Consider the following 23491-nt stretch of genomic DNA (forward strand, 5'->3'; position numbering starts at 1 on the left):
GGAGCGACTATAAATGAGTATGCAAGATACCGTTGCCGACATGTTAACACGTGTTCGTAACGCACAAATGGCAAAGAAACAAACTGTTTCTATGCCAAACTCTAAGTTGAAAGTTGCGATTGCGAACGTACTTCAACAAGAAGGTTATATTTCAAACGTAGAAGTTGCTGATAATGAAGGCAAAGCTACTTTGACTATTACTTTAAAATATTTCGAAGGCAAACCAGTTATTGATACTGTGAAACGTGTAAGCCGTCCAGGTCTACGCCAATATCGCGGTAAAGATGCACTTCCTAGCGTTAAGCAAGGTTTAGGTATTGCAATTGTTTCTACAAGCAAAGGCATCATGACTGATCGCGCTGCACGTGCTGCGGGCGTTGGTGGTGAAGTTATTGCTTTTGTTTCTTAATAGGTGATTCCTCATGTCTCGTGTGGCTAAAGCCCCAGTAACTGTACCTAATGGTGTAACAGTTACTCAGAACGGCCGGCAGGTCGAAGTGAAAGGCAGCAAAGGTACGTTGTCTTTCAACCTGCATGCGCTGGTCGAGCTAAAACAGGAAGAAGGTCAACTTCACATTGCTCCTAAAGCTGAGTCGAAAGACGCTTGGATGCAAGCTGGTACTGCTCGCGCTGTTCTTAACAACCTTGTAAAAGGTGTTAGCGAAGGTTTCGAACGCAAGTTACAACTCATTGGTGTTGGTTATAAAGCTGCGGTTAAAGGTAACGTTGTTAACCTTAACCTTGGTTTTTCACACCCAATCGACTACAACCTTCCAGAAGGTGTAACTGCTGAAACTCCAACTGCAACTGAAATTATTCTTAAATCTGCTGATAAAGCAGCTTTAGGTCAAGTGGCTGCAGATATCCGTGGTTACCGTCCACCAGAGCCTTATAAAGGTAAAGGTGTTCGTTATTCTGACGAAGTTGTTCTTCGTAAAGAAGCTAAGAAGAAATAAGGCGCGAGGTTCTTATGAACGAAAAGAAACAATCCCGTTTGCGTCGTGCAAAAAGCACACGCTTGCACATTCGTGCATTGGGTGCGACTCGTTTGTGTGTAAACCGCACGCCGCGTCACATCTATGCGCAAGTTATTTCAGCAGATGGTGGCAAAGTATTAGCGCAAGCTTCTACTTTGGATGCATCTTTACGTAGCGGTACTACAGGTAATGTAGATTCAGCTACTAAAGTAGGTGCTTTAATCGCAGAACGTGCGAAAGCTGCTGGTGTTACTAAAGTAGCGTTTGACCGTTCTGGTTTTAAATATCATGGTCGTATCAAAGCCTTGGCTGATGCTGCTCGTGAAAACGGCTTGGAGTTCTAATCATGGCTAAAGTTGAACAAAACGAAGGTCTTGTTGAAAAGCTGGTTGCCGTTGATCGTGTAGCCAAAGTTGTTAAGGGCGGTCGTATCTTCTCTTTCACAGCATTGACTGTGGTTGGTGATGGTAATGGTCGTGTAGGTTTTGGTCGTGGTAAAGCACGTGAAGTTCCAGCTGCTATTTCTAAAGCACTTGAAGCTGCACGTCGTAACATGATCACTGTTGATCTTGTTGACGGTACTTTACAACACCCAATCAATGCGCGTCATGGCGCTAGCCGTGTATTCATGCAACCTGCATCAGAAGGTACTGGCGTAATCGCTGGTGGTTCTATGCGTGCGGTACTTGAAGCTGCTGGTGTACGTAACGTATTGACTAAATGTTATGGTTCTACAAACGCTGCAAACGTTGTAAACGCGACTTTTAATGGTTTGCGTGATATGACTTCTCCAGAGAAAGTTGCTGCAAAACGTGGTCTTTCAGTAGAACAAATTTTAGGGTAATCAATCATGAAAACGATTAAAGTTACCCAGACTAAATCTGCTTCGCATCGTTTGAAAAATCACAAACTTTGCCTACAAGGTTTAGGTCTGCGTCGTATTGGTCATACTGTAGAAGTGGTAGATACTCCTTCTAACCGTGGTATGATCAACAAAGTCTACTATATGGTTAGTGTAGAGGAATAAGCCATGACTCTGCGTTTAAATGAGCTTGCACCTGCTGAAGGTGCAAAACGTGAAAACCGTCGTTTAGGCCGTGGTATCGGTTCTGGCGTTGGTAAAACCGGTGGCCGTGGTGTCAAAGGTCAAAAATCACGTAAAAGTGGTGGCGTTCGTCCAGGCTTTGAAGGTGGTCAAACTGCGTTATATCGTCGTTTACCTAAATTCGGTTTCACTAGCCAATTGGCTTTGAAAACTGCTGAAGTACGTTTGTCAGAACTTGCTAAAGTTGAAGGTGATATTGTTTCACTTGAAACTTTGAAAGCTGCGAATGTTGTACGTAAAGATATGTTACGTGCTCGTATCGTTCTTTCTGGTGAAATTACTCGTGCGTTCACTGTACAAGGTGTTGCTTTGACTAAAGGCGCTAAAGCTGCTGTAGAAGCTGCTGGCGGTAAAGTCGAGGAGTAATCGCGAGTGAGTATGTCTCCTAGTTCTTCAGGTCATGTGAATATGATGAAAGGTCAACCGTTTCATGTGAAATATCGTGAAGTTATACGCCGATTAATGTTCTTAATTGGTGCATTGGTGGTCTTTCGACTAGGAGCGCATATTCCGCTACCAGGTATCGATAATGTCGCTTTAGAACGTTTTTTCAAGGCTAATGAGGGTACCTTCTTAGGCTTGTTTAATATGTTCTCAGGCGGGGCATTAGAGCGAATGTCAATTCTTGCGTTAGGGATCATGCCATACATTTCTGCATCGATTATCGTGCAGTTAATGTCAACGGTTGTTCCTTCGCTGGAAGCATTAAAGAAAGAAGGCGAGCAGGGCAAGCGTAAGATTAATCAGTACACACGCTATGGCACACTTTTACTCGCATTTGTTCAAGGTATCGGGATGTGTGCAGGTTTAATTAGTCAAGGTATTACTTTGACTTCTGGACTGGCATTTTACATTCCAGCACTAACATCGTTAGTTGCAGGTACGATGTTCTTAATGTGGTTGGGTGAGCAAATTACAGAGCGCGGTATTGGTAATGGTATCTCGATGATTATCTTCGCAGGTATTGTTGCTGGCTTACCAAACCTAGTAATTCAAGCATTTACTTCGGTAGATAATGGTCAGTCAAGTTTAATTGGTTTGGCTATTTTTGGATTGCTCTCGGTTGCTGTACTTGCAGCGATTGTGTTTATTGAAAAAGCGCAACGCCGCATACCTGTTAACTATGCTCAAAAGCAGCAAGGTCGTCGTGTATTCACTGCACAGCAAACACATTTGCCATTGAAAATTAACATGGCAGGGGTTATTCCAGCAATTTTCGCAAGTTCGTTATTGTTGTTCCCTGCAAGTTTAGGTCAATGGTTGGGTAGTGCTGATCCAAATGCAGGAATTGTAAAACGTAGCCTTCAAGATTTGGCACTCGTATTGTCGCCTGGACAACCTTTGTATTTGGTGCTCTTTGGTGCGTTAATTATCTTTTTCTGTTATTTTTATACGGCACTTGTATTTAGCCCTAAAGAAGTATCAGAGAACTTGAAACGCAGCGGAGCTTATGTACCTGGTATTCGCCCAGGTGAGCAAACTGCTCGTTACTTAGATCATATTCTTAATCGTTTGACGTTTATTGGTTCGATTTATATTACTGTGATTTGTTTGATGCCAATGATTCTGCAAAGTTCTTTTGGTATTCCGTTCCACCTTGGTGGTACATCATTGTTGATCGTTGTTGTTGTGGTGATGGACTTTATGGCTCAGCTACAAGCACATCTCACTTCACGCCAATATGACAATCAAACGTTAATGAGAAAAACGACTGCTCATCCTAAAGGATAAGCGCACTTAGAGGTTTCATCATGAAAGTACAAGCTTCTGTAAAGAAAATTTGTGGTAGCTGTAAAGTTATCCGTCGTAATGGGGTTATTCGCGTAATTTGTAGCGCTGAACCTCGTCATAAGCAGCGTCAAGGTTAATTTAATTAAGACCTGTTGATTTCAGTAGGCTAATTAGGTTATTATCCGCCCCTCAAGATTTTTGTGGGGCGGTTGATTATCTCTACTGCCTTTTTGGAGAAATTTGAATGGCTCGTATTGCCGGTGTAAACATTCCGGATAACAAGCATGCTGTTATCTCTCTCACGTATATTTTTGGTATTGGTCGCCATACTGCTAAAGTTATCTTAGCTGCTGCGGGTGTTGCTACAACTACTAAAATTCGTGAATTAGATGATGCTCAGCTTGATGCGATTCGTGCTGAAGTTGCTAAGGTTCCAACCGAAGGTGACTTACGTCGCGAAATTTCCATGAACATTAAACGTTTAATGGATTTAGGCTGCTACCGCGGTCTTCGTCATCGTCGCAGCTTGCCTGTTCGCGGACAACGCACCAAAACTAACGCACGTACCCGTAAAGGTCCGCGCAAACCTATTAAGAAATAAGATTTCTGGAAGCTAAAAGATGGCTAAAGATACTCGCACACGCAAGAAGGTCACCCGTACCGTCTCTGAAGGTGTTGCACACATTCACGCTTCTTTTAATAACACCATTGTTACGATTACTGATCGTCAAGGTAATGCATTGGCTTGGGCCACTTCAGGTGGACAAGGCTTCCGTGGATCACGTAAATCAACTCCGTTTGCTGCTCAGGTAGCTGCTGAAGTTGCTGGTAAAGCTGCTTTAGATTACGGTTTGAAAAACTTGGACGTCCTTGTAAAAGGTCCTGGTCCTGGTCGTGAATCTGCGGTTCGTGCATTAGGTGCAGTGGGTTATAAAATTAACAGCATTACCGATGTGACTCCAATTCCGCACAACGGTTGCCGTCCACCTAAAAAACGTCGCGTGTAAGGAGAAACATTCATGGCTCGTTATATTGGTCCAAAATGCAAACTCTCTCGCCGCGAAGGGACAGACCTGCAATTAAAATCTGGCGTTAAACCTTTTGACGTCAAAACTAAAAAAGCTGCTAAAGCGCCTGGTCAACATGGCGGGGCTCGTGGTGGTAAACAATCTGAGTATTCACTACAATTACGTGAAAAACAAAAAGTACGTCGTATGTACGGTGTGTTAGAGCGTCAATTTAGTAATTACTATAAAGAAGCTGCTCGTGTTAAAGGCGCAACAGGTGAAAACTTGTTGAAATTGCTTGAAAGCCGTTTAGATAACGTTGTTTATCGTATGGGCTTTGGTTCTACACGTGCAGAAGCTCGTCAGCTTGTATCTCACCGTTCAATCACTTTAAATGGTCGTCGCGTTAATATCGCGTCTATCCAAGTTAAAGCGGGTGACGTGATCGCAGTTCACGAAGGTGCTAAACAACAATTACGTATTAAAAACGCAATTGAATTAGCTGCTCAACGTGGTACTTCTCCTTGGATCGAAGTAGATCATTCGAAACTTGAAGGTACATTTAAAGCTGCACCAGATCGTTCTGATTTACCTGCTGAAATCAACGAAAGCTTGATTGTAGAATTGTATTCTAAATAATCCTTGAGGTAGCAATAATGACGCGTACTGCAAACGAGTTTCTTACTCCGCAAGCGATCAAGGTCGAAGCGGCAAGCGGGACCTCGGCGAAAGTGATTCTAGAACCTTTAGAGCGTGGCTTTGGTCATACTCTGGGGAATGCTTTACGTCGCATTCTATTATCTTCTTTGCCTGGCGCTGCTGTGGTTGAAGTGGAAATAGAAGGTGTCGAGCACGAGTACAGTACTTTAGAAGGCTTGCAGCAGGACATCGTCGAGCTCTTGCTGAACCTAAAAGGATTGTCTATTAAGCTGTTCGATCAAAACGAAGCATATTTAACATTAGAAAAACAAGGTCCTGGCGATGTAACTGCTGCTGATCTTCGTTTGCCACATAATGTTGAAGTGGTTAACCCTGAACATGTGATCGGCACTTTAAGTGCTACAGGCTCATTAAAAATGCGCTTGAAAGTTGCTCAAGGTCGTGGTTATGAAACATCTGACTCACGCTTCCCTGAAGGCGAAACTCGCCCAGTGGGTCGTTTACAGTTAGATGCTTCTTATAGCCCAATCAAACGTGTTTCTTATACCGTAGAAAATGCGCGTGTAGAACAACGTACTGACCTTGATAAATTGGTCATTGATCTTGAAACAAATGGTACTGTAGATCCAGAAGAAGCGATCCGCAAAGCGGCAACAATCTTGCAACAACAAATTGCAATTTTTGTTGATCTTCAGAAAGATCAAGCGCCAGTGGCTCAAGAACCTCGTGAAGAAGTTGACCCAATCTTGCTTCGTCCAGTAGATGATCTAGAGCTTACTGTTCGTTCTGCTAACTGTTTGAAAGCAGAAAATATTTACTACATTGGTGATTTAGTACAACGTACTGAAGTTGAGTTATTAAAAACTCCTAACTTAGGTAAAAAATCGTTGACTGAAATCAAAGATGTTCTGGCTTCAAAAGGCTTACAACTCGGCATGCGTTTAGAAAACTGGCCACCAGCTAGTTTGCGTATGGACGATCGTTTTGCCTATCGTAGCCGTTAATTAAGTAGGACTATCACCATGCGTCATCGTAATAGTGGTGTGAAATTAGGCCGTACAAGCAGTCATCGTAAAGCGATGTTCCAAAACATGGCGAATTCTTTGTTTGAACATGAGTTAATCAAAACTACTGTTCCTAAAGCAAAAGAGTTACGTCGTGTAGCTGAGCCTTTAATCACTTTAGCTAAAAACGATACTGTTGCAAACCGTCGTTTAGCGTTTGCTCGTACTCGTTCAGCAGCAACTGTTGGTAAATTATTTACCGTTCTAGGCCCTCGTTATAAAGAACGTAACGGTGGTTATCTGCGTGTTCTTAAAGCTGGTTTCCGTGCAGGTGATGCTGCACCGATGGCTTATGTAGAACTTGTAGATCGTGAAGTAAACTAATACTTCTCTAAGAACTTCGGTTGTTCTTGAAAAGGTCGGTTTTTATACCGACCTTTTTTATGCTTCGGAATAATAATTGTTAGACAAAATATTAAAAATGTCCTCAAGTGACATGCATTTTGTCAGAAAAAGTCAAACTTGACATTGTGTATTGTCAAATTTATGTTTTAATAAAAATGTACTCTTAAAAAGGTTATAAAAAGAAAATGGAAAAGCAAGTTGATATTCTCATTGTAGGCGCAGGGATCTCTGGTATTGGAGTAGCTGCACATTTATCTAAAAATTCGCCACAACGTTCGTTTGAAATAATTGAGCGCCGAGATAGTTTTGGTGGTACTTGGGATTTATTTAAATATCCTGGTATTCGTTCAGATTCGGATATGTCGACTTTTGGTTTTAATTTTAAGCCTTGGCAAAAAGCAAATGTACTTGCAGATGGTGCTTCAATTAAAGGTTATGTTTCTGAAGTTGTTGATGAATTTAAACTTAAGGATAAAATTCATTTTAATCATCGGGTACGCACTGCGAATTATGATTCGGTAACAAAAAAATGGTCTGTGGAAATTGAAGATCCGAATGGTCAATTACAGACTTGGATAGCAAACTTTGTGGTAGGTTGTACCGGTTATTATAACTATGACCAAGGTTATCAGCCTGATTATCCTGGTAAAGAAAACTTTAAAGGTGAGTTTGTTAATCCACAATTTTGGCCTGAAAATTTAGATTATGCAGGTAAAAAAGTTGTGATTATTGGTAGTGGTGCAACAGCAATTACCTTGGTTCCAGCAATGGCAAAAGGGGGTGCAGGTCATGTGACCATGTTACAACGTTCACCTACCTATATTGCATCAATTCCATCGGTGGATTTTGTGTATGACAAAATGCGCAAAGTATTGCCTGAAGATTTAGCCTATAAATTGACGCGTGCACGTAATATTGGTATGCAACGTGGTATTTATGCACTTGCACAAAAGCAGCCTAAAGTACTGCGTAAATTGTTATTAAAATCAATTGAAATGCAGCTAAAAGGTAAAGTGGATATGAAACACTTTACGCCAAGCTATAATCCATGGGATCAACGTTTATGCGTCGTGCCTGATGGTGATTTATTTAAGATTTTACGTTCTGGTAAAGCGAGTGTTGAAACGGATCATATTGAAAAAATTACTGAAACAGGCATTCAACTTAAATCAGGTCAGCATTTGGATGCAGATATTATCGTCTCTGCAACAGGTTTGGAAATTCAGATTTTAGGTGGTATTAAAGCAACATTAGATGGTAAACCGCTAAATACCTCACAACATATGTTGTATCAAGGTGTGATGGTGAGTGATGTCCCAAATATGGCGATGATTATTGGTTATATTAATGCATCGTGGACACTTAAAGTTGATATTGCAGCGGATTATATTACTCGTCTCCTCAATTATATGGATAAGAAAGGCTATGATGAGGTGGTTCCACAAGGTGATGCAACTGAATTGATGGAAGACACCGTTATGGGAAGCTTATCATCGGGTTATATTGCACGTGCTGCTGATGTGATGCCTAAACAAGGTAAACATGCACCTTGGAAAGTGACGAACAACTATCTTGCAGACCGTAAAGAATTGAAACATGCTAAGTTTGATGATGGTGTGTTGAAATTTCGTAAGCGTGAAGCACAAGCGGCAAAAAAGCCTAAATTGGTTTCTTAATTAAAATAGGGAATCAGAAAAGGAGCGAAAGCTCCTTTTTTATTTTCAAGACCAAAGGGTTCATTTTTATTACGATAAAATATGCTAAAAATATTCAGCTTTCATTATAAATTTAGGATGAATACATGATGCAGCTTATACATTCAGTGCATAGAATTAAAATTGAAAAGGCTGAATTATTTGCACAGCATTGGCAAAAGGATTGCACTTTTGAGCAAAAATCACCGATTATTTTATTTCATGAATCACTGGGAAGTGTGGAATTGTGGCGTGATTTTCCTGAAAAATTGGCAATGGTGACAGGGCGTAGTGTCATTGCTTATGATCGTTTAGGATTTGGTTGTTCCTCTGCATTAGATCATCCCTTAGCTATTGATTTTGTTGCACAAGAAGCCAAATCAATATTGCCTATTCTGTTAGATCATTTTCAAATCAATACTTTGGTGGTGTTTCAAAAAGTATGCTGAAACAAAGCAGGTTGAATTTTGATAAAATAGAGAAATGCGAATAACTCTAGAAATCAAATGTCCAACCTGCCTCAGTGACAGTATAAAGAAAAATGGCATCAAAGTAGATGGGAAACAAAACTATCAGTGCAAAGACTGTAAACGTCAGTTTATTGGTGACCATGCTCTGAGCTATCTAGGATGTCATTCAGGCATTACTCGAAAAATATTACAGTTGATGGTCAGAGGTAGTGGTATACGAGATATCGCTGAAGTTGAGCGAATCAGTATCGGTAAAGTTTTACGTACTTTAACCGAATCGACCTACCAAATTCAGCCTAAACAAAGTCATTATGAGTCTCTTGAAGTTGATGAGTTTTGGACTTTTGTGGGAAATAAAAATAATAAACAATGGCTTATTTACGCCTACCATCGAGAAACAGGTGAGATTGTTGCTTATGTTTGGGGTAAAAGAGACTTAGCTACAGTTCAACGATTGAAGGCAAAGCTTAAACAATTAGGTATTCACTACACCCGAATTGCAAGTGATCATTGGGACAGTTTCATAACTGCTTTTAAAAACTGCAAGCAAAGTATTGGTAAATTTTTTACTGTAGGTATTGAAGGTAATAATTGCAAAATAAGGCATCGAATTAGGCGCGGTTTTAGAAGGAGTTGTAATTTTTCAAAAAAGATTGAAAACCATTTTAAAGCTTTCGACTTAACCTTTTTTTACATCAATAATGGCTTCATTTAATGTCAGCATACTTTTTGAAACACCACCAATACTTTTATTGCAATGGGGCATAGTGCAGGTGGTGGTATGGCTAGTGTTTGTGCTGCACTTTACCCAAGGCAATGCCAAGCTTTAATCACAGTGTCTGCGCAATCTCAAGTAGAAGACGTGACTTTAGCAGGGATTAGGCAAGCTAAAGAAAATTTTAAAAATGAAAAATTATTTAATCGTTTAGCTAAATACCATGCAGACAAAACACAATGGGTATTAGATGCATGGACAGAAACATGGCTTTCACCTGATTTTGTAACATGGAATTTGGATGAGTATTTGACTTTAATTCAATGTCCCCTTTTGGCGATTCATGGCGAACATGATGAATATGCAACTTTAGCGCAACCGAGACGTTTCGTTGAGCGAGGGCAGGGTGAAAATGTATTGGCGATTATTGAGGCTTGTGGACATTTTCCTCATCAAGAAAAACAGCATGACGTTTTAGAATTGGTTGAAGGATTTTTAAAAAGAATTACTTAAATATTGCGATTGAATAAATGTTTAAATGTGAATATTAAGTAAACTGATCACTTTTTTTATAAAAATAAATTTTAATGAGAATGCATCTCCCTTCTAATAGGAAGATGCTTTAAGTTCTATATGAAGACAGCATTGACCGTATTTAAAGTGAACGAGAAATCAATTCCTTCATAATTTCATTGGTCCCTGCATAAATACGGTTTGCACGGTTATCGATATAAGCACGAGCAATTGGGTATTCGAGCATATAGCCATATCCACCATGGAGTTGTAGGCACTCATCGACAACATTTGAGAATAATTCAGAAATTTTATATTTAGCGGCTGCGGCTGCATCTACACCAAGTGAGCCTTCAAGTTGTAGTTCCATACAACGATCTAGATAAGCACGACAGAAGTCAATTTCAGTCCGCATTTCAGCAAGTTTAAAACGTGTGTTTTGGAACGCACCGATGGGTTTGCCAAATGCTTTACGATCTTTCGTATATTGCACGGTATGTGCAAATGCAGCTTCAGCACCTGCTTGGCAGATAATCGCAACGAGCATACGTTCCCAAGCCAATTCTTTCATAAGCATGATAAACCCCATGCCTTCCATACCCAGTAAATTTTCTTTTGGGACACGGACATCTTCAAAGAATAACTCACAGGTATCTTGACCTTTCATCCCTATTTTGTTGAGTGGTTTACCTTTGCTAAATCCTGCGCGGTCAGCTTCAACAATGATCAAAGATAAGTTAGCAGAACCTTTGTCTGTATTGCCTGTTTTGCACACGACGATTGCCATGTCGCATAAATAACCATTGGTAATGAAGATTTTCGAACCATTGATGACATATTCATCGCCATCTAAAACGGCTGTGGTACGTACACCTTGTAAATCAGAACCTGTGCCAGGTTCGGTCATTGCAATGGCAGTTACTGCTTCACCTGATGCCATTTTGGGTAACCAATGTTTCTTTTGTTCTTCATTACCAAAGTTGTTGATATAGTTTGCAACAATGTCAGAATGTAATGAAAAACCTGTTGAAGAATCCATTGCATAGGCTTGTTCTTCAATCAAAATCATACTGTATAAACGGTCTACACCATAACCACCATATTCTTCTGGCATGGTTGCACACAATAAGCCCATTTCGCCTGCTTTATTCCATAAATCACGGTCAACGTGTTGTTGTTCTTCGTATTTGGCGATATTGGGTACGACTTCTTTCTCATAAAACTTGCGGACTGTTTCACGAAATGCTTCATGTTCAGCATTAAATAAATTGCGAGGTAGCATATTTGCCAATGGACGAATTGCGCCTGATTGCATGTTTTTTATTCCAAATTATTGTTTAATATTTATAAATTAAGTGAACATTCAGCTAGTCTCAATGAGGTGAATGCTCATTTGATATTAAATATTGATATATTTCGCCAATCGACATATATACTCAAGTATTTATGATGGAATCAGGTAAAATACTGCTCACTATCATCTTCGGGGAAAATCAATGTTTGAAGAATTAACTTTGGAAGAGCGTAAAGTCATTTATCGTGCACGTCGTGGTTTAAAAGAAATAGATGTTTATTTTGATCCTTATGTGAAGCAATATTATTTACAAGCAGATGCGACAGAGAAAGGCTTGTTTAAAGAGTTAGTGGATCAGGAAGACCCTGATTTGCTAGATTGGTTTATGGAGGTTTCTGAGCCACCAAAACCTGAATTAAGACAACTTATTATTAAATTAAAAAAATATGTCCACGGTTAATTCTAATTTTTATCCGTGTTTTCAACTGAAACCTAGTCGATTTAAATATGGGTTTCAGTTTTTTTTCGGTCTTGTGATTAGCATAATTTTATTTCAAATTTTGAGTCTTGGTATTTGGTTGGTTGCGGTCTTTCTGTTGCTTATTTCAGCGTGTTTTTGGCATAGGCAGGCAAGAATTGAGCAATTTGAACAGTTGGATGTAGATCTTTGGTCGGTCAAAATGACGCAAGACACAGTCATTCAACGGGTGAAAATCAAAAAAATGGTGGATCATCTTTTTTATATTGTGATCTATTTTGAGGATATCAATGCGCTCAATAAGTCATCAAATATCATTATTTGGCATGATCAATGTGACTTAAAAAGCTGGAAAATGTTAAAAGCACATGCAAACTTAGGTTAATTGTTGGACATTTTTTAATTGGGTTGAATTTTATAAAATTATTTAAAAATAATATCTTATAATGTGTATTAAGTACAAAATAATCGATTGTTAGACTAAAATCACACAAACTAAGCAAAAAAATGGATTGTTAGACAATTATATTTATGAATTTTAAATTTTACCTGTACATTAAACCTACCAACAGCAAATGAGGAATTTCGAGATGACTGAAGTTCAACAATGGTTGTTTCTAGTGGTCGCAATTATTCTTGCGATTGTGGTAGGAAGACTAGGAACTGTGCTGAGGGAACAGATTGAGAAAAGAAAGCTCAAAACTAACAAACTCTCTTGAGGGTTTATTGTTTAATAAGTAGCATGTGCTGAACCGTCGCAATGCTACTTTTTTTTGCCTAAAATTTGCTAGTTCTTATTGTGCGGTCAATTCATTTCTATGTGGATTGTGGCAAATTATATTAATAAAATTAGAGTTATTGCTCTTTTCATCAAATAGAGCATCTGATATTTTAAGTAAAAAGGACATAAACACAATTATATAGAGGACAGGAAGTATGTCTAAAGTCCAAAAAATTGGGCAATTTATGGTGACTGCCATTGTTGCTTCATCCATTTTATCTGGTTGTTCATATGTGGTTAAGTCTGGGGCAAATGTCGCTTTAGGCTTTAGTGAAAATCATATTGTGCCACCCATTTTAGCAGGTAATGATGCAGATATGGCATGCCAATCCGGTAGTGCTTTAACCCCCGCTGTGATGGCAACCAAAGATATGGGGGCTGATCCAACTCGTATGGCTGTATTGCTGTACTCTGCGGCAGGGATATGTGCTGAAAATCGTGCTTTAGAGGCGGAGTTGCGTTATTTACGTGCTTCAAAAGACGGTAAAGTATCAGAAGCGCAAGATGCACGAGTAGAGCAAAAACGTTGGGCTGCATTGGCTGCAAATCGTCAGTATGCCGGCTATCAGTTATTTGCTGAACGTTGGCAAGCCAAATATAAATATACATTGGGTGATTCTTGCCCAACGATGAAAAAAGATTTAGATCAGACCATTTATCTCTTGGGAATGCTTAGTGGTTTGCAAGCGATGACCAATGATATTAATTCAGGTGGTGCAGCAAACGTTCCAAAGGATATCGCAGCAATTGTCGAACGTGGTATGACGTGTTTGGATAATAATAAATTCTGGGGTGCGCCAATGGCGACACGTGCAGTGATTTGGACATTATTACCTGGTGCGGATGAAGGTAAGCCTGATCCATATCAAACTTTGAAACAGTCTATGCAAATCGGTGAACAAAAAGGTGTGCGTCTAGCCCATGCTTTATATGCTGTATCTGCTCAAGCCAGTGGTGATGATGCACGTATTCGTGAAGCATTACGAACTTATGCTGCATCTCGTGAAGAAGATAAACCTGTTAATCCAGAGTTTAGATTGATTGATGCAATGGCAGGGCAAATGGTACAAGCGATTGCAGACCGTTATTGGACTGAACATACAGGTGTGCGTGCAGCAGATGATGGTATGACTGTATTCTGGGATGAGCAAGGTGCAACAGGCGATGATTCTTTATTTGAGGGATTAGGCGATCCTGCAACGGAGGATTCTGGGGCTGCTCCAGCTCAACAAGAAACAGCTGCACCGACTGAAGAAGCTACGCCAGAAAGTGCAACACCTTAACTGCAAAAATACACATTGAAATTTAATTTTTGTATTTATACTCAAGAAAAGCTTCGGCTTTTCTTGTTTTTTTAGAGGAACTGGATATGCAAGAAATACAACTCAAGAAACGTATGATCTTGATTGCAAGTTGCATATGTATTGCTGCTTGCTTGCAAATTTTCCAGTCCACTTTCATTTATTGGCGTTATACATTTTTTAGTGAAATTTGGCGATGGTGGACTGCACATTGGGTACATGTGGGTTGGATTCATTTTGCCTTAAATATGATTGCATTTGCATGTTTGCCCTTTATATTCCCACATATTCAAAATCGCTTTATCATTTTACTGCTTTTGATTTTAGCTCCTTTATGTAGCCTAAGTTTTTATTATTTTTATCCTGAAATTGAAGCTTATGCTGGACTATCGGGTGTATTGCATGGTTTATATGTTGCTGCTGCATTTTTCTATTTAAAATTTCGTAAAGAGCGCAATTTTGCGGTATTGGTTTTATGTTTGGTGGTTGCAAAACTCATTTGGGAAAATACGTTTGGTCAAATTGGTACAGCGCAGCTCATAGGTAGTCCAGTTTTGGTTGAAGCGCATTTGGTGGGTACATTTTGGGGGGCAATTTTAGCCGTAATGTATTTGCTCTATCAGCAGCTTTTTATAGAAAATAAGAATAAATCTTAACGAATGTCATTTAAAAGATAAGCCTCCTATTTTGCAATTTATGCTCTATATAAAATGAGGATGTATTTAAGCAACTGAAATAAAAATATTTCTCTGCTATTTGGAGCGAATCTATTGTTTTTTATCTTAAATTGCTTATTAATGCATAGACTTAAGTGCGTTAATTTACATTTATCGTTTTATACTTGACAAAAATGCATGAAAAAAAATGTAACACTGCCATTCTTTTAATTTAAAAAAACATGCAGATTTGCAAGTGGACATAAAAATAGGAAATGAGGACTTCCGCGTTACTCATAACTTATAAAAAAATTAGTCTTATAAAAGATTTATAAGATTAGAGATAAAAATGGAATTATCATGAATGATAGTGCAGAAAATAAATCAGGCTTAGGGCTGATTGGTCGTATATGGACAGAAGGGATCTCAACTTTTCTCGTTCTTCTACTTCTCTTGTTGACCTTATTGATTGGTACAGGGGAAATGATTCATGGGCAAATGTTACGTATAGGCGAACGTCTATACGGTGACGAAAAAATAGGAATGCAATATTCCTTTTTAAGAGCTGAACCCACTAAACCAAGTTGTGAACGAAATCCAAATATTGATGCGCTTGTGCAAGAGCGTATGAAGGCTGAGGCAAGCGATCCAGATGCCAGTTTCTTTGGGGTGACATCTGAAGCTGATGTGCGTCAATCTTTTTTAGCGGCTAAAACTGAATGTGAAGAAAAATTTGCATTTTATGATAAGTCAATGAAGCATATGGAGCAGCATCCTTCTATTCGTTCTTATCGTACGATGGAAACGGGATTTTTCTGGTTGTTTAAGTTTGGTACAGAAAACCGTGTCTTGATCTTACTGTTTATGGTCATGATTTCATCGATTACTGCGTCGTTGAAAATGCATCATATTAGTTTACGTCCACCAACAACGAAACTCGATTTCAGAGTGTATTCAATTGCCATGATTTTGGGTAATGGTTTATTGACATACTCTGTCTGGAGTCAATATCAGTCTGTTATGAGCTCAGGGGTAGAGTCAACTTATGAGACGATTTGGGGATATTGGCTATGGTTGATCTTGTTTGTCAGTGTGACATTGATTAGTTTGTATCAGTTTTTCGCGATTCCAAAAACTGCCAAAGAAGGTGGAAATATCGGGCTTGCGCTCATCAGTATTCCGTTATATGCCATTATGGCGATTGTCACGGGTATTGCATTTACCTTCTTTATGGATTATCCAATGGGGCAAGGTATTTACCTTGGTCAGTTGGTTGAATTCTCAGGAATCTTCCTGAACTTAGCCCTATTTATTTGGGCAGGTATGTTACTAACACAAACACGAATCATGGACGTATTCCTTGCGATCTTACGTCCATGGAACCTTGCGCCAGAAACATTAACTTGGATCATTTTGATTGCTGCTGCGATTCCAACAGCGTATACAGGTGCTTCAGGGATCTTCGTTGTGGCAGCGGGTGCGATTATCTATCGTGAAGTATGGAACTCTGGTGCACGCCGTCAGTATGCACTTGCAGTCTCAGCGATGTCTGGTTCACTGGGTGTTGTATTACGTCCATGTCTATTGGTGATCTTGATTTCGATGTTAGATAGCCGTCATGTTACTTCTGATGAGTTATTTAATCATGGTATTTATGTCTTCTGGTTAACTGCGTTTATTTTCCTTGGTGTGTCTTTATACCTTGCAGAAGATAAATTCCGTATTAATTCACCAAAAATTGCAGTCCCTGGCATGTTGAAAGCTTTGGTTCCTGTGATTCCATATGTGGTAATTACCGCATGGGTTGTGGGTTTCTATAGCTATGGCTTAGATACACAAATGGATGAATTTACAGCCCCTGTGATTCTTCCAATCATGCTATTGGCTTATATTTTATTTGATAAATATTGGGGGGACCGCGTTCCTGTGCCTGAGTACAATACTGCTTTAGCACAAGAACATGCGAAAAACTCTGAATATTTACGCACACATGGTAGTGCGGCTGAACATAAACGTAGCTTTGGTCAATCGATCTGGTTCGCCTCATCTGAAAGTGTTGGACATATCGGTGCTTTGATCATTCTAATGGCACTTTCAGCGAGTATGGGTGGTCTGATCGAGCGTAGTGAAATCGTGACAATGGTACCGACGCATTTAGGTAGCATCATGCTTTCATTGGCATTCCTTGCGATCTTGCTTGCGATTATTGGTATGACGACAGATCCATTTGGTGCGGTGATTTTGGTGGCTGCAACAATTGCACCTGTAGCGTATGAGAATGGCATCCATCCGATTCATTTCTGGATGATTGTATTGGTTGCTTTCGAGTTTGGTTATGTGACACCACCTGTTGCACTCAACCACTTGCTGACGAGGCTCTCTGTTGGGGATGAGGAGGTCGCCGCCGCAGATGCGGAAGCGAAAGAGAAGTATACAAGCTTCTATTATCGTTATGAACGTTGGTTATTGCCGATGATCGTCTTGTTCTCTGCTCTTGTGATTGTGACGTTTGTTCCATACTTACTCAATATGTTTGATTGGTATACCAATAAGTAACAACTTCATTTCATTAAAGCACCTTCGGGTGCTTTTTTGTTTTCAGTCGATTCTATTTAAATCAAGCTTTAAAGTTGCCTCATGGGATCACATCACTTGCATGTCCGTTTGTATAAAAACAGTTTTTATTAATGAATGTCTATGATTGATCTTAAGATAATGCAAAGGACCAGTGCTGTAAAATCAGGTGGTTTATAGCTGTAATTGGAATGATGCGGCTAATACGTATAGTTGTATTTGTTTTTGATGGAAAGTGTAGTGCTAAGATAAAGTGCAGAAGTGGTGAGCAATTAAAAAACACCATCCAAATGGAGTTGAATAGTGTTTTTTAATTGGAGTATTAAGACTATTTTTGTTCAGCAGCAAGTTGTTGTTCAAGTAGTTTTAATTGCTCTTCTTTGAGTTTAATCAATTGATCTGCATCAGCATGTTGTGATTCTAAAGACTGTTGTTGATCTTTTAATTGTGTTTGAATGTCATCAAGTTTTGCAATTTCTTCTTTAGCAAGACTTTCATTTTCAGAAACAGGCTCTTGTAAAATAGAGGAATCGACCAAGGTTTGTGTCGTTGTTTCTGATGTAGCTGTTTGTTCTACAGGCTGTGCCAATGGTGGCGCTACTGCCTTAGCGGGTGCTTTGGTTTCTGCAGGCGTTACAGTTTTTGTTTGATCTTGATCTGCTTTAAGCCAAAATAATGCACTGGCTAAAGCTACAATAATGATCAATCCCCCAGCAATAAACCACATCAGTTTAGAATTATTTCTTGTATCTAATTGCATGTTTAATCCAAATTTATTTTGAAGAACGAGGCTTGAATTGAATGACCCCAATTTCATCAGGTGCAGCAGATTCTTCAGGCGCATCTACATAAGTAGGGCGGTTTTCAGAATAATCGCACTCGATACATTCAATCCATTCAGCATCGTCAGTGGTGAGCATGACGATTCGATCCATCGCCTCACATCTTGGACATTTAGCCCCTGCAATGAAACGACGTTTGATATTCATACACTCACCACATAATTAATTTTACATGCGTAGTTTAAGCGTTTTTAGAGGCATTCGTCCAACCTTGATGACGTAACAATGCATCAATTTTAGGTTCACGACCTCGGAAATTGATAAAAGCATCTAGAGCAGTATCTTTTCCCCCCACTGCTAAAATGGCTTTGCGGAATTCTTGCCCCGTTTGAGTGTTGAAAACACCTTCATTTTCAAAACGATCAAAGGCATCACTCGCAAGAACTTCAGCCCATTTATAGGAGTAATAACCTGCGGCATAGCCACCTGCAAAAATATGGCTAAAGCTATTTTGGAAACGGTTTGTTGTTGTGCTAGGGGCAACAGCAAATTTTTGGCGAATGTCATCTAAAGTGGCTTGAATCTGTTTTGCATCCAAAGCAGGTGTAAGTTTGTGGATGTTAAGGTCAAACAAGGCAAATTCAATTTGACGTAAAGTTTGCATTCCAGATTGGAAGAAACGTGCATCAAGTAAAGATTTTAATAACTCTTCAGATAAGGTTTGCTTGCTTTCAATATGTTCAGAAAGCAGGTCTAGACTGTCTTTGTCCCAAGTCCAAAACTCCATAAACTGACTTGGTAGTTCAACAGCATCCCATGCTACGCCGTGTGTGCCTGCCACCGCAATATTATCCACTTCTGTTAACATATGATGTAAGCCATGTCCAAACTCATGGAATAATGTATTGACTTCATCATGTGTCAGCAGAGCAGGTTGATCACCAACAGGTGGGGTAAAATTTCCAACCATATAACAAATTGGTTTTTGCAGGCCTGATTCAGTTTGCATGCGTGAACGGAAACCACTCATCCAAGCGCCACCCCGTTTGCCACTACGTGCATAGAGGTCAAAATAGAAACCACCAATCACTGAACCTTGATCTTCAAGTTCGTAATAATGTACATCTGGATGCCAAAGTGGTGCTTCACGTTCGATCACATCGATGCCATAGAGACGATTCACGACATTAAATAAGCCTTGAATCACTTTTGGTGCTGGAAAATAAGGTTTTAAATCTTCTTGTGAAAGATTGAACTGCTGAACTTTGAGTTTTTCTGAATAATACGTGGTATCCCATGCTTGTAATTCACTGATGCCATCTTGTGCTGCAATGCTTTTCAGTTCAGCGATTTCTTTTTCAGCAGGTGCACGTGCGTGTTCTGCGAGGTCAACCAAGAACTGATTGACGGTTTCAACATCAGGTGCCATTTTTGAAGCTAATGAATATTCTGCATAGTTGTCAAAGCCTAAAAGTTTTGCCATTTCTTGACGTAAACTTAAAATTTCAACCATGACAGGGGCATTGTCATATTGTGGATCGGCTGCTAAGTCTGAAGCACGGGTGGTATAGGCATTATAAAGCTGTTCACGTAAATCACGATCTTGAGCATAGGTCATGATGGCTAAATAAGATGGAATATCTAAAGTGGCAACAGCTTGGTCTAATTCACGTTGTTGACCGTACTGTTTTAATAGTTCGATACTGCTTTGTGGTAAACCTTTGAGTTGTTGTTCATTTAACGGTAAGAAAAATGCTTGGGTTGAATCTAATACATGGTTAGAAAAATCTGAGGACAGTTGTGAAAGTCGTGCTGAAATTTCTGCATAACGTTTTTTTGCTTCGCCTTCTAAAGCGACACCAGACAGTTTAAAGTCACGTAAAGCGAGTTTAATGGCACTTTGTTGTGCGGCGGGTAGGTCGTTAAAAATCGCATTGTCAAATACATGTTGGTAGCTTTGGTAAAGTGGAACATGCTGACCCAGTTGTGTGTAATATTCGCTTAGACTCGGCAATAACGATTGATATACTTCACGGGTTTCTGAGTTGTTCATCACGGCATTTAGGTGTGACAAAATCCCCCATGACTCACTCATGTTATTTTCAAGCGTATCAATTTTTTCTAATACTTGCAGTTGTTGCTGTAACGTTTCAGGTACTTGCTGAAGTTCATTTAAGAAATCTTGTCCATCTTGAATGGCTTGTTCAATATTTTGTTTTAGTTTCTCTAAAGTGATTTGATCGAATTGGGGTACAGGTAAAGTCGCCTTTTCTAATGTCATGTCTTTATGCCAAATATATGCTTTGTTATGGATAGATGTAGGGCTTTTGATAGGGGAAATCAAGCTTTGGCAATAAATTAAAACCATAATATGGTAATAAATTTTGGACAATTATAAAAAACAAGAGCGCCGAAGCGCTCTTATTGTTACATCTAATTATTCACTTTTCGTCTTTGCATTGGACTTTTTCTTTTTCGCTTTTGCCTTTTTCTTTACTTTATCTTTAGTCTTCGTTTCAGACTTCGTTGCAGTGTTTTTAGCAGGCTTTTTGCTGTAAGTGCTAGGTTTTCCTTTGGATTTTTTCTTTCGAATGGGGCGTTCTCCATCTTCACTGACATTCGAAGATTCAGAGTTGCTTTTTTTCGCAGGACGTTCAGCGAAAACCTCTTCTTTGGCTACAGGTTTTGCCACACGTGGCGCACGGCTACGAATCACACGACCTGCATGAGAAAGCTGTTGTAAAAGCTCGAAGTCAATCTTGCGTTCTTCAAGGTTGACCCCTGCAACTTTGATTTTAACTTCATCGCCTAAACCAAAGACTTGTCCACGATTTTGCCCAACTAAGGTTTGACTCGCTTGATCAAAGACAAAATAGTCATCGCCCAACTGGCTGACATGTACCATGCCATCCACATACAAATCTTTCAGGGTGACGAATAGTCCAAACTCAGCGGTTGCGCTGATCACACCAACAAATTCTTCACCAATATGCTGATGCATATAGTGACATTTCAACCATGAGGTGACAGAACGAGATGCTTCATCGGCACGACGTTCAGTTGCAGAGAAGTGTTCACCTGCATCATCCAATGCTGCACCTGAAAGCGGATATTGTTTGCTGGTTAAACTCGCTTTAATGGCACGATGTAATAACAAGTCGGGATAACGGCGAATCGGAGATGTGAAGTGGGTATAGGCTTCATACGCTAAGCCATAGTGACCGACATTTTTTGCACCATAATACGCTTGCATCATTGAACGTAATAACACGGCGTGAATACTTGGCGCATCGATACGGTCTTTGGTTGCTTCAATGACGTTCTGATAATCAGCTTGTGTGGGTTGATCAGGGAAAGGTAAACCCAGTAATTTGACAAAGTCTTTAACTTTTTGAATGCGTGAAAATTCAGGTGCTTCATGTACACGGTACAACATTGGCACTTCATTTTTTAAGCAATATTCTGCTGCTGCCACGTTGGCAAGCAACATACATTCTTCAATCAGTTTATGTGCGACATTACGTGAACGAGGCAAAATCTCTTTAATTCCGCCTAACTCATCAAAGGTCATATAGGTTTCAACGGTTTCAAATTCCATTGCATGACGCTCAGCACGTAAACCTTTGAGTGTTTCATAGAGTTGATAAAGCGTATTTAATGATTTGCGAACATTGCGGTCTTCAGGTACTGCTTTGCTGTCACCATCTAAATACTGTGCAACTTGGGTATAGGTCAAACGTGCTTTTGAATGCATCACAGAAGGGTAGAATTCAAACTTGGTCACACGGCCTGCACGACTCAAATTCAAGTCACAGACCATACATAAACGGTCGACATTTGGATTGAGTGAACATAAACCATTAGACAGTGCTTCAGGTAACATTGGTAACACAAAATGTGGGAAATACACCGAAGTACCACGCTCTTGTGCTTCATCGTCTAACGGTTTCCCGATACGAACATAGTGACTCACATCTGCGATAGCCACAATGACACGATAACCGCCACCCGGACGTTTTTCCGCATAGACTGCATCATCGAAGTCACGTGCATCTTCACCATCAATGGTGACAAGCGGTAAATCACGTAGATCGATGCGACCTACACGGTCTTTTTCTGAAGGCTCTTTAAAGCTTTCAGCTTCTTTGACCACTTCTTCAGGAAATTCATACGGTAGACCATATTCCAAAATGGTTTGAGGAATAATGATTTCGGTATCCGCTTTGTCTGCCATAGATTGAATGACATGACCTGTGGCAAATTCATCCCGTGTTGGATAGTCATCAATTTCGACACGAATTGAATCACCCACTTTGGCTTTGGCATGCTCAATCAATTCTTTTTCTAATGTGATTGGTTGATGTGCATTGGGATTTGCGGGTTGAATGAAATACTCATCTTCAAACTCAGCGACTTTACCAATCAACTGTTTCACACGGCGTTGCGTGACTTCGGTGATATAGCCCCATGCTTTGCCTTTGCGGTCTACGGAAGTCTGTTGAACTTTGACACGGTCGCCGTGGAAGACTTGGCGTAGCTCACGTTCAGGCAGTAAAAATTCTTCTTTTTTACCATCGATATTGGCAACGCCTAAACCTTTGGAGTTAACGTATACCGTCGCATCTAAAATCGGTTGATCCGCCATAAGTTGGTATTTAAAACCATCTTTCATCAGCTGACCATCACGCACCATTGCGCTTAAACGATGGCTCAGCGCATCTATACTTTTTTGATCAGCAATTTCAAACAGATCTACTAAATCTGCGTGTGATTGAGGTTCTTGTTTTTGTTCAATCGTTTCAAGGATAAGGGTACGACTTGGGATAGGATTGTCGTAACGTTCGGCTTCAGCTTTCGCTTCAGGATCGACCCAATTTTTCATCATGTATGTGGTTTCTAGTCAGAAGGTAGGATTAGCATAAGTCAAACAGGCAAATACTGCACGTAATTGATTGCAATAAACTGTTTTAAATTTAAATTTATGCAGATTTATCAAAAAATTCATTGGATTAAAGCGCTGTTTGGATTAAAAAAAGTACAAATTTATAAAAATTGTTTAAAAAATATGTAATCAGGCAAAAAAACTGCATTTTTTTTAAATCATGACTTGCCGAATGAGGTTTTAGTTTGTATTATGGCGGCTCGTTACGGTGAGATGGGTGAGTGGCTGAAACCACATCCCTGCTAAGGATGCATACGGGCAACTGTATCGAGGGTTCGAATCCCTCTCTCACCGCCAACGATTACTTATGTCGCGCTCATAGCTCAGCTGGATAGAGCACTTGGCTACGAACTAAGGGGTCGGGAGTTCGAATCTCTCTGAGCGCACCAATAAGTTAATCGA

General features: G+C 39.8%; 27 protein-coding genes and 2 tRNA genes. 24 read left to right on the forward strand and 5 right to left on the reverse strand.

Annotation, left to right across the window (positions count from 1 at the left end; genetic code table 11):
- Positions 1-13: 13 nt before the first annotated feature.
- The 17 genes from rpsH (at position 14) to G0028_RS02745 (ending at position 10281) form a co-directional block, all read left to right on the forward strand.
- Complete coding sequence (rpsH, locus tag G0028_RS02665) at positions 14-409, forward strand: 30S ribosomal protein S8 (protein ID WP_107007583.1); 396 nt, start codon at positions 14-16, stop codon at positions 407-409.
- Between the two features lie 13 nt (positions 410-422).
- Complete coding sequence (rplF, locus tag G0028_RS02670) at positions 423-956, forward strand: 50S ribosomal protein L6 (protein ID WP_174493372.1); 534 nt, start codon at positions 423-425, stop codon at positions 954-956.
- A 14-nt stretch (positions 957-970) separates the two neighbouring features.
- A complete protein-coding gene (gene rplR / locus G0028_RS02675) occupies positions 971-1321 on the forward strand; it encodes a 50S ribosomal protein L18 (RefSeq protein ID WP_004725713.1) in 351 nt (116 codons plus the stop codon).
- Positions 1322-1323: 2 nt separating this feature from the next.
- The gene (rpsE, locus tag G0028_RS02680) at positions 1324-1821 is read left to right on the forward strand and encodes a 30S ribosomal protein S5 (protein WP_065994106.1); all 498 of its coding nucleotides are present in this window, start codon (positions 1324-1326) and stop codon (positions 1819-1821) included.
- Positions 1822-1827: 6 nt separating this feature from the next.
- Positions 1828-2004, forward strand: a complete 177-nt coding sequence (gene rpmD, locus G0028_RS02685; RefSeq protein WP_130074352.1) for a 50S ribosomal protein L30 — start codon at positions 1828-1830, stop codon at positions 2002-2004.
- A gap of 3 nt (positions 2005-2007) precedes the next feature.
- On the forward strand, positions 2008-2448 hold the full coding sequence (rplO, locus tag G0028_RS02690; protein ID WP_004869511.1) for a 50S ribosomal protein L15: 441 nt from the start codon (positions 2008-2010) through the stop codon (positions 2446-2448).
- A 45-nt stretch (positions 2449-2493) separates the two neighbouring features.
- The gene (gene secY, locus G0028_RS02695) at positions 2494-3813 is read left to right on the forward strand and encodes a preprotein translocase subunit SecY (protein WP_180046759.1); all 1320 of its coding nucleotides are present in this window, start codon (positions 2494-2496) and stop codon (positions 3811-3813) included.
- Between the two features lie 20 nt (positions 3814-3833).
- Entirely contained in the window at positions 3834-3950 is a 117-nt protein-coding gene (rpmJ, locus tag G0028_RS02700; protein ID WP_000867907.1) for a 50S ribosomal protein L36, read from the forward strand.
- A 107-nt stretch (positions 3951-4057) separates the two neighbouring features.
- Positions 4058-4414 (forward strand): 30S ribosomal protein S13, encoded by a 357-nt coding sequence (gene rpsM / locus G0028_RS02705; RefSeq protein WP_130074353.1) that lies wholly within the window; start codon positions 4058-4060, stop codon positions 4412-4414.
- Positions 4415-4433: 19 nt separating this feature from the next.
- Positions 4434-4820 (forward strand): 30S ribosomal protein S11, encoded by a 387-nt coding sequence (rpsK, locus tag G0028_RS02710; protein ID WP_001040166.1) that lies wholly within the window; start codon positions 4434-4436, stop codon positions 4818-4820.
- 12 nt (positions 4821-4832) lie between these two features.
- A complete protein-coding gene (gene rpsD, locus G0028_RS02715; protein ID WP_130074354.1) occupies positions 4833-5459 on the forward strand; it encodes a 30S ribosomal protein S4 in 627 nt (208 codons plus the stop codon).
- Positions 5460-5476: 17 nt separating this feature from the next.
- Positions 5477-6484, forward strand: a complete 1008-nt coding sequence (locus tag G0028_RS02720; protein WP_130074355.1) for a DNA-directed RNA polymerase subunit alpha — start codon at positions 5477-5479, stop codon at positions 6482-6484.
- Between the two features lie 18 nt (positions 6485-6502).
- On the forward strand, positions 6503-6868 hold the full coding sequence (rplQ, locus tag G0028_RS02725; RefSeq protein ID WP_004281488.1) for a 50S ribosomal protein L17: 366 nt from the start codon (positions 6503-6505) through the stop codon (positions 6866-6868).
- 206 nt (positions 6869-7074) lie between these two features.
- On the forward strand, positions 7075-8565 hold the full coding sequence (locus tag G0028_RS02730) for a flavin-containing monooxygenase (protein ID WP_174493371.1): 1491 nt from the start codon (positions 7075-7077) through the stop codon (positions 8563-8565).
- Positions 8566-8690: 125 nt separating this feature from the next.
- Positions 8691-9032, forward strand: a complete 342-nt coding sequence (locus G0028_RS02735) for an alpha/beta fold hydrolase (protein ID WP_180046757.1) — start codon at positions 8691-8693, stop codon at positions 9030-9032.
- Between the two features lie 34 nt (positions 9033-9066).
- On the forward strand, positions 9067-9768 hold the full coding sequence (locus G0028_RS02740) for an IS1-like element ISPa14 family transposase (RefSeq protein ID WP_015586042.1): 702 nt from the start codon (positions 9067-9069) through the stop codon (positions 9766-9768).
- Between the two features lie 66 nt (positions 9769-9834).
- Complete coding sequence (locus G0028_RS02745) at positions 9835-10281, forward strand: alpha/beta fold hydrolase (protein ID WP_180046462.1); 447 nt, start codon at positions 9835-9837, stop codon at positions 10279-10281.
- A 142-nt stretch (positions 10282-10423) separates the two neighbouring features.
- Here G0028_RS02745 and G0028_RS02750 read toward each other — a convergent pair whose 3' ends face one another.
- Positions 10424-11596 carry an acyl-CoA dehydrogenase family protein gene (locus tag G0028_RS02750; protein ID WP_130074358.1) on the reverse strand — a complete coding sequence of 391 codons (1173 nt, stop codon included), beginning with the start codon at positions 11594-11596 and terminating at the stop codon, positions 10424-10426.
- A 181-nt stretch (positions 11597-11777) separates the two neighbouring features.
- Here G0028_RS02750 and G0028_RS02755 point away from each other — a divergent pair, with 181 nt between their 5' ends.
- From G0028_RS02755 to G0028_RS02775, 5 genes are all read left to right on the forward strand, one after another.
- On the forward strand, positions 11778-12035 hold the full coding sequence (locus G0028_RS02755; protein ID WP_130074359.1) for a succinate dehydrogenase assembly factor 2: 258 nt from the start codon (positions 11778-11780) through the stop codon (positions 12033-12035).
- A 118-nt stretch (positions 12036-12153) separates the two neighbouring features.
- Positions 12154-12438 (forward strand): hypothetical protein, encoded by a 285-nt coding sequence (locus G0028_RS02760; RefSeq protein ID WP_180046460.1) that lies wholly within the window; start codon positions 12154-12156, stop codon positions 12436-12438.
- 551 nt (positions 12439-12989) lie between these two features.
- Positions 12990-14117: a hypothetical protein gene (locus tag G0028_RS02765; RefSeq protein WP_180046458.1), complete on the forward strand. Its 1128-nt coding sequence runs from the start codon at positions 12990-12992 to the stop codon at positions 14115-14117.
- 86 nt (positions 14118-14203) lie between these two features.
- Positions 14204-14791: a rhombosortase gene (rrtA, locus tag G0028_RS02770; protein WP_130074362.1), complete on the forward strand. Its 588-nt coding sequence runs from the start codon at positions 14204-14206 to the stop codon at positions 14789-14791.
- 360 nt (positions 14792-15151) lie between these two features.
- Entirely contained in the window at positions 15152-17347 is a 2196-nt protein-coding gene (locus tag G0028_RS02775) for a TRAP transporter large permease subunit (RefSeq protein ID WP_180046456.1), read from the forward strand.
- Between the two features lie 346 nt (positions 17348-17693).
- Here the strand turns inward: G0028_RS02775 and G0028_RS02780 are convergent, their stop codons facing one another.
- The 4 genes from G0028_RS02780 to rnr form a co-directional block, all read right to left on the reverse strand.
- Positions 17694-18125 carry a hypothetical protein gene (locus tag G0028_RS02780; protein ID WP_180046454.1) on the reverse strand — a complete coding sequence of 144 codons (432 nt, stop codon included), beginning with the start codon at positions 18123-18125 and terminating at the stop codon, positions 17694-17696.
- Positions 18126-18138: 13 nt separating this feature from the next.
- Positions 18139-18348 (reverse strand): YheV family putative zinc ribbon protein, encoded by a 210-nt coding sequence (locus G0028_RS02785; protein WP_165353081.1) that lies wholly within the window; start codon positions 18346-18348, stop codon positions 18139-18141.
- A gap of 40 nt (positions 18349-18388) precedes the next feature.
- Positions 18389-20443: a M3 family metallopeptidase gene (locus G0028_RS02790; protein WP_180046470.1), complete on the reverse strand. Its 2055-nt coding sequence runs from the start codon at positions 20441-20443 to the stop codon at positions 18389-18391.
- A gap of 141 nt (positions 20444-20584) precedes the next feature.
- Positions 20585-23029 (reverse strand): ribonuclease R, encoded by a 2445-nt coding sequence (gene rnr, locus G0028_RS02795; protein ID WP_180046468.1) that lies wholly within the window; start codon positions 23027-23029, stop codon positions 20585-20587.
- Positions 23030-23296: 267 nt separating this feature from the next.
- Here rnr and G0028_RS02800 point away from each other — a divergent pair.
- Both G0028_RS02800 and G0028_RS02805 read left to right on the forward strand, forming a co-directional pair.
- Positions 23297-23386 (forward strand) — tRNA-Ser (locus G0028_RS02800).
- Positions 23387-23401: 15 nt separating this feature from the next.
- A tRNA-Arg gene (locus tag G0028_RS02805) sits at positions 23402-23478 on the forward strand.
- The last annotated feature ends 13 nt before the right edge of the window (positions 23479-23491 follow it).

Origin of the sequence: Acinetobacter piscicola, from assembly GCF_015218165.1 — a bacterium.
GTDB classification, from domain to species: Bacteria; Pseudomonadota; Gammaproteobacteria; order Pseudomonadales; family Moraxellaceae; genus Acinetobacter; species Acinetobacter piscicola_A.